Source organism: Streptomyces flavofungini (assembly GCF_041028215.1).
GTDB lineage: Bacteria > Actinomycetota > Actinomycetes > Streptomycetales > Streptomycetaceae > Streptomyces > Streptomyces flavofungini_B.
Genome location: NZ_JASKYR010000449.1, coordinates 1 through 6,159, shown reverse-complemented (window position 1 = coordinate 6,159; position 6,159 = coordinate 1). Strand labels below are relative to the sequence as shown.

5 protein-coding genes are annotated in these 6,159 nt (G+C 72.9%); 1 reads left to right on the top strand and 4 read right to left on the bottom strand.

Annotation, left to right across the window (positions count from 1 at the left end; all coding sequences use genetic code 11):
- Positions 1–135: 135 nt before the first annotated feature.
- The 3 genes from AB8Z36_RS26585 to AB8Z36_RS26575 form a co-directional block, all read right to left on the bottom strand.
- Positions 136–1,500, bottom strand: coding sequence for a phosphomannomutase/phosphoglucomutase (locus tag AB8Z36_RS26585; protein WP_369215907.1), 1,365 nt, complete (start codon positions 1,498–1,500; stop codon positions 136–138).
- Positions 1,501–1,665: 165 nt separating this feature from the next.
- Positions 1,666–3,282, bottom strand: a complete 1,617-nt coding sequence (locus AB8Z36_RS26580) for an L-lactate permease (RefSeq protein WP_369215906.1) — start codon at positions 3,280–3,282, stop codon at positions 1,666–1,668.
- Between the two features lie 155 nt (positions 3,283–3,437).
- Positions 3,438–3,896 carry a DUF3499 domain-containing protein gene (locus tag AB8Z36_RS26575; protein WP_369215908.1) on the bottom strand — a complete coding sequence of 153 codons (459 nt, stop codon included), beginning with the start codon at positions 3,894–3,896 and terminating at the stop codon, positions 3,438–3,440.
- Between the two features lie 223 nt (positions 3,897–4,119).
- Between AB8Z36_RS26575 and AB8Z36_RS26570 the strand changes: the two genes are divergently transcribed.
- The gene (locus AB8Z36_RS26570; protein WP_369215905.1) at positions 4,120–4,581 is read left to right on the top strand and encodes a metallopeptidase family protein; all 462 of its coding nucleotides are present in this window, start codon (positions 4,120–4,122) and stop codon (positions 4,579–4,581) included.
- Between the two features lie 57 nt (positions 4,582–4,638).
- Here the strand turns inward: AB8Z36_RS26570 and AB8Z36_RS26565 are convergent, their stop codons facing one another.
- Positions 4,639–6,132, bottom strand: coding sequence for a DUF5719 family protein (locus AB8Z36_RS26565; RefSeq protein ID WP_369215904.1), 1,494 nt, complete (start codon positions 6,130–6,132; stop codon positions 4,639–4,641).
- Positions 6,133–6,159: the final 27 nt, after the last annotated feature.

Sequence of the window (6,159 nt, the reverse complement as noted above, 5' to 3'; positions counted from 1 at the left end):
GGATGCGGCCTGGTCAGCCTACCTCCGTGCGGGACGGGGCGCGGGGGCGGACCGGGGCCCGCTCCCGCGCCCCCGGACACGCCCGCCGGGGCCCCGGCCCTGGCCGCGGACCTGGCCGCGGACCTAGCCGCGGACCTAGCCGCGGATGATCGCCAGCGCCTCGTCGCGGACCTTCGCCATCGTGGCCTCGTCCCTGGCCTCGACGTTCAGCCGGAGCAGGGGCTCTGTGTTGGAGGCACGGACGTTGAACCACCAGTCGGCGGCGGTGACCGTCAGGCCGTCGAGCTCGTCCAGGGTGACGCCGTCCCGGCCTTCGTACGCCGTCCTGATCGCGGCGAGGCGGGCCGTCTGGTCGTCGACCGTGGAGTTGATCTCCCCGGAGCCCGCGTAGCGGTCGTACTGCTGGACCAGTGCGGAGAGCGTGCCGTCCTGGCCGCCGAGGGCCGCGAGGACGTGGAGGGCGGCGAGCATGCCCGTGTCCGCGTTCCAGAAGTCCTTGAAGTAGTAGTGCGCGGAGTGCTCGCCGCCGAAGATCGCGCCGGTCCTGGCCATCTCCTCCTTGATGAAGGAGTGGCCCACGCGTGTGCGCACGGGCGTGCCACCGCTCTCCTTGACGACCTCCGGGACGGACCAGGAGGTGATCAGGTTGTGGATGACCGTGCCCTTGCCGCCGTGCTTGGCCAGCTCGCGGGAGGCGACCAGGGCGGTGATCGCCGACGGGGAGACCGGGTCGCCGTTCTCATCGACCACGAAGCAGCGGTCCGCGTCGCCGTCGAAGGCGATGCCGAGGTCGGCGCCCTCGGCGCGGACGCGCTCCTGGAGGTCCACGATGTTCGCCGGGTCCAGGGGGTTCGCCTCGTGGTTCGGGAAGGTGCCGTCCAGCTCGAAATACATCGGCGTCACTTCGAGGGGCAGGCCCTCGAAGACGGTGGGGACCGTGTGCCCGCCCATGCCGTTGCCCGCGTCGACCACGACCTTCAGGGGGCGAATGGCGGTCAGGTCGACGAGGCCGCGCAGGTGCGCCGCGTAGTCCGTCAACGTCTCGCGGCGCGTCAGAGTGCCCGCGCTCGCCGCCTTCTCGGGGGCGCCGGAGGCGAGCCAGCCCTCCACGAGGGCGCGGATCTCGCCGAGGCCGGTGTCCTGGCCGACCGGCGCGGCGCCAGCGCGGCACATCTTGATGCCGTTGTACTGCGCCGGGTTGTGCGAGGCCGTGAACATCGCGCCCGGCAGGTTCAGCGCGCCCGAGGCGTAGTAGAGCTGGTCGGTGGAGCAGAGCCCGATCTCCGTGACGTCCACGCCGCGGGCCGCCGCGCCGCGCGCGAACGCCCGTGAGAGGCCCGGTGACGAGGGGCGCATGTCATGGCCGACCACGATCGCGTCCGCCGATGTGACCTGCGCGAAAGCCGCCCCGAACAGCTCGGCCATCGACTCGTCCCACTGATCCGGGACCACCCCGCGGACGTCGTACGCCTTCACGATCTGGGACAGATCAGCAGTCACGGTCAACCCTCTCTGGAGGTTCTGCGAGCTCGTCGGTCCCGGTGACCCGGCTCAGCGGTCTGCCGAGCGCGGCGGTCCCGGGGATACGTCAATCTTTCCCTACGTCGGTCACCCCACGTCGGGCCTCCCAAACTACCCGCAACGACCGGCGGCGAACTGCGTCCCTCACGGCAGCATCCAGCCCAGCACCACCGTGCTCTGGCCGACGACGATCAGGCACATCACCAGGAGCAGTCCGAGGCTCCAGGGCAGCACCTTGCGCAGCAGATCGCCCTCCCGGCCGGCGAGGCCGACGGCGGCGCACGCGATCGTCAGGTTCTGCGGGGAGATCATCTTGCCGAGGACGCCGCCCGAGCTGTTGGCCGCCGCCAGGAGTTCGGGCGAGAGGCCCGACTGCTGCGCCGCCGTCACCTGGAGGGCGCCGAAGAGGGCGTTGGCGGAGGTGTCGGAGCCGGAGACGGCCACGCCGAACCAGCCGAGCACCGGCGAGAGGAAGGCGAGGCCCGCGCCGGCCGCCGCCACGTAGTGCCCGATGGTGGCCGCCTGCCCGGAGAGGTTCATGACGTACGCGAGGGCGAGCACGGACGTCACGGTGAGGATCGCGAAGCGCAGCTCGTGGACGGTGGCCGCCCACTCCCGTACCGCCACGCGCGCGTGCACGCCGATGACGGCCGCCGTCACCACCCCGGCGAGCAGCACGAGCGTGCCGCCGGTGGAGATCAGCGGCAGCGAGAAGACATTGCCGCCGACCGGCTCGCCGGAGGGGTCGGCGACGTCGAGGAAGGGCCAGTCGAAGGTCCGTGTCGCCTTGGCGAGGAGGTCCTTCACGGCCGGGATCTGGGCGAGCGAGAAGACCACGACGATGAGGGCGTACGGGGCGTAGGCGCGCAGCACCTCGGGGCGCGGGTCCTCGTGGTCGAGGTCCTCGCTGCGGGCGCCGGTGGGGACCGCGGCGCGGACGGGCTCGGCGGCGGGCCTGCGGGCGTGCGGCACGGCCATCAGGGCGCCCGCGCCGATCAGGGCGGCGCCGATGTCGGCGAGCTGGGCCGAGACGTAGTTGGAGGCCGCGAACTGGGCGGCGGCGAAGGCGAGGCCGCAGGCGAGCGCGGGCACCCAGGTCTCGCGGAGTCCGCGCCGCCCGTCCACGAGCCACACCAGGAGCAGCGGTACGACCAGGGCGAGCAGCGGGGTCTGGCGGCCGACGACCGTGGCGACGGTGTCCAGCGGGAGGCCCGTCACCTGGGCGAGGGTGACCACGGGGGTGCCCATGGCACCGAAGGCGACGGGCGCGGTGTTCGCGACGAGGGCGACGACGGCGGCGCGCACCGGGTCGAAGCCGAGGGCGACGAGCATGACGGAGCAGATCGCGACGGGCGCCCCGAAACCGGCGAGCGCCTCCAGGAGCGCGCCGAAGCAGAAGGCGACCACGAGCGCCTGGACGCGAGGGTCGTCGGAGAGGCGGCCGAAGGAGCGGCGCAGGATGTCGAAGTGTCGGGTGCGGACCGTCATGCGGTACACCCACAGGGCGTTGACGACGATCCACAGGATGGGGAAGAGGCCGAAGAGGGCGCCCTGTGCGGCGCTGGAGGCGGTCTGGCCGAGCGGCATCCCGTACGCGAGCCAGGCGACGAGGACGGCGACCGCCAGCCCGATGAGGCCCGCGCGGTGGGCCTTCATGCGGACGGCGCCGAGCAGGACGAGGACGGTCAGGAGGGGCAGGGTCGCGACGAGGGCGGAGAGGCCGAGCGAGCCGGCGACGGGTTCAAGCTGCTGCACGAACAAGGGACGCCTCCCGGGCTGTGGGTGGCGAAATCGTCGTGGTGGTGCTGATGGGGCGTCAACGCATGGGACGGAGAAGATCCAGTGAAGGCACCGGCGCCGGGAGCGGCGGCGGGCTCAGGCGAGCGGTGATGAGGACGGACCGGCGGGAGCGGGTCTCAGGAGTCCGGGGACCGCAGCACCCTGAGGTGGCCGCGGCGGGCGACCTCCATGGGGTCCGCGGTGCGGGGTCCGCCCGCCTCGGCGGCCCGGTCCTGCGGGCGCGCGGCCTCACGCACGGCGTTGGCGAGCGCTTCGAGGTCGTCGCCCGAGGGGCGCGCCGGGCCCGAGGCGTTGGCGAGCCGGACAACCTCCCAGCCGCGGGGCGCGGTCAGGCGCTCGGAGTGCTCGGCACAGAGGTCGTAGCAGTGGGGTTCGGCGTAGGTGGCGAGGGGGCCGAGGACCGCGGTCGAGTCGGCGTAGACGTACGTCAGCGTCGCGACGGCGGGACGGCCGCAAGCGGTGCGCGAACAGCGACGTACAGGGCTCACAGCGTTGGACGGTACCGCACTCTTGAGCGGGCCGCGACGACTCTCGACGACGTCACCCCACCGTGTCGTCTTGGGCCCATCGCTCAGGAGTGACTCCGGGGCACTGCGTTGACCTGCGGGGACGCCAGTGACCACAGGGGCCGGTGGTACTGAATCCGGTCACCACTTGGCGTGAAACGAGTCATTTGGAGCGGGTGCGACGGTCGCGGAGAGATACGTAATCGAGTCCAAGACCGGCCCGAACGGTCAGGAAGCGACATGCCGCGCTCCGTACGGAAAGGGCGATCTCGGGGACTACGCTGCGTCAGTGATGGACGACCCCGTACAGCCCCCCGCAGGAGAACCGAGGCCCCGCCGTCGCGACCGCCACGGCAGGGGCATGCGCGGCCCCGTGGCGCCGCCGCAGGTGCCGCTGTCGGCGAGCCGCGCCGAGGCCTTCACGGACCTCGTGCAGGACTCCGTCGAGCGGCTTGAGCGGCGCTGGCCGCAGCTCGCCGAGATCGACTTCCTCGTCCTTGAGGTGCCGCCGCTCAACGGCTCCGGCGGCCCCGGCGGGGAGTGGCGCGACGAGACCGTGCCGCTGGGCGGCACCATCACGGCGAACGAGGGACGGCCCGCGCGCGTGGTGATCTACCGCCGCCCGGTGGAGATCCGCACCAAGGGGCGCGACGAGCGCGCGGCCCTGGTGCACGAGGTCGTCGTCGAGCAGGTCGCCGATCTGCTCGGCCTCTCCCCCGAGTCCGTGGACCCGCGCTACGGGGACGAGGACTGACGGCCGGTCCCTCCCCGGCGGCCGCCTCCGACCGGGCGGCCCCCTCCAGCCGATGGACTACTTCTGGAGCACCGTCAGATCCCGCTCGGCCTTGGGCACCGACACGGTCCCCCGGTCGTCCGGCAGCGTCTGGACGGTGAACATGGGGATGCCGCCCGCGGGCAGGGCCAGCATCCGTGAGCAGTACACCGGGCCGCCGGAGACCGGCTCGACGGTGAGGGCGTAGGTGCCCTTCAAACCCTGCGGCCGGGGCGGATCGACCTCCAGGGTGGTGCCGCCCTTGACCGTGTACGTCTTGGTGACCGGCGAGCCGCCCTCGGTGCCCGCCGACGCCGTCACCTTCACCTCGGCCGCCTTGTCGGGGGCCACCAGGGAGAGCGTCGAGCCCTTGGAGCGGTTGTCGGCGACCGTCGACCGCGCTCCGACCGCGTCGGTCGCCGGGATGAACGCCGTCTCCTGGCGGCTGCCCTTGCCGCGCGTGACGCGCAGGGCGGCCACTACGGGCACCGCCTTGTCGCTCGGCGAGAGCAGCAGCGAACCGGCCTCCCCCTTGGTGAGGTCCTTCAGGTCCACGGCCGCCGTCATACCTGCCTTGACGTGCAGGGTCTCGTGTCCGGCCGGAGTGATCGTGCCGGTTGGCGAGGCGAGCTGGATCTTCAGGTCCGCGTCCTCGGAGCCGGGCGCGAAGGCGACCAGGCGCACCGAGGTGGCGTCCTTGGGGATGCCCGGCAGGACCGCGTCGCTCGCCGGGTCGGCCGCCGCGGCCAGCCAGTCGCCGCCGAGCTTCTCGTCGGAGGACTGCACGGCCGCCGCGACCCGGCCGCTGCGCGCGGTCACGTGCATCGTGAGGTTCGGATACGCCTTGTCGGCGAGCGTGGAGACCAGGACGGGCACGCTGGAGTGCGGCTGGACCTGGATGGCCTCGCCCACCTCGGAGGTGACCGCGCCGTCCGGGCCGAACAGCTCCACGTCGACGACGGCCGCGGAGTCGTCGGGGTTCGTCAGGTGGATGTAGTCGCTGCGGTCCTTGGCCGAGCTCGCGCCGGGGAACCAGAAGTCGGTGTCGGGCGCCGTGCAGTTGGTGCCCTGGGCGCCGCGTCCGCTGCCCGCGTTGTACGTGGTGGTCTGCTGGACGGTCCAGCCGGGGGCGAGCGGGCCGTCGGCGGTGCCGATCAGCGCGGGCGCCTCGGCGCCCGACTGCTCGCCGCCGACCGCCTCGCCCTGCTTCTTCTGGGTCAGGAAGGGCTTGGCGTCCTTGCCCTTGCCGTGCTCCGCGGGGGCGTCCGTGAGCTGCTTGTGGACCGGCACGAGCGCCGCCTCGCCCGTGCCCTCGGTGCCGCTCGACTTCGGGGTGTACGCGGAGTACACCGTCTCCGCCAGGTCGGAGCCGCTGGGCACCGGGCAGAGCAGGCTGGTCCGCTCGACGGGCAGCCGCGCGGCGGCCTTCGCCGCGCCGTCGCCGGAGCCGCCGGAGCCGCTCGACGCGGCATACCCGGTGACGGCGCCGAGGGCGACGACGACGGCGATGAGGGACTGGGTGGTGCGGTTCACTGCTGGCTCCAGTCGGGGCGCTCGCTG